Here is a 567-nt window from a genome sequence, read left to right on the forward strand (position 1 = left end):
GGCATCACGTGGAGATCGGCCTGGTCCCGTTCGGAGCCATTGGCCTGAGCCTTTGCGGAGTGCTGCTGTGGTGGCATGCGAGCGGCCACGTGGAGCCTGTAGGTACGGTCGACTGGCTTGCGCTGCTCGGCGAGCCTTCTGCCTGGTGGGTACTGATGGATATCCTCGGGCTGGGGATTTTCGGTGGGCTGTACATCGTCCCGCTGTATGCCCTGATCCAGTCACGCAGTGTGGTTCACGAGCGCTCGCGAGTGGTGGCAGCGAACAACATTCTCAATGCGCTGTTCATGGTCGCGTCGGCGATCATCGCAATTGTCCTGCTGGTGCTGCTGAAGCTCTCGATACCGCAGCTTTTCCTGACGGTTTCGTTGCTCAGCGTGCTGGTCTGCGGGGCGCTGTTCATCGACGCGCCGGAGTTCATCGAGCGTTTTCTGGTCTGGTCGCTGGGGGAGCGATTGGGCGGGGCACTGGCGTTGCAGCTGAAGGTGCGTTGAGGGGAGCGGGGCGCCGATCAGCGCCCCGGGCGGGTGTCAGAGGCCCTGGGGGACTTCTTCGCCACCGAACGCC

General features: G+C 63.7%; 1 pseudogene. It reads left to right on the forward strand.

Features of this window, described 5'->3' with window-relative positions:
• Positions 1 to 494, forward strand: a pseudogene (locus CXQ94_RS23965) (hypothetical protein); the annotation flags it as partial.
• Positions 495 to 567: the final 73 nt, after the last annotated feature.

It is taken from the genome of Arthrobacter sp. GMC3 (assembly GCF_002929305.1).
Taxonomy (GTDB): Bacteria; Actinomycetota; Actinomycetes; order Actinomycetales; family Micrococcaceae; genus Specibacter.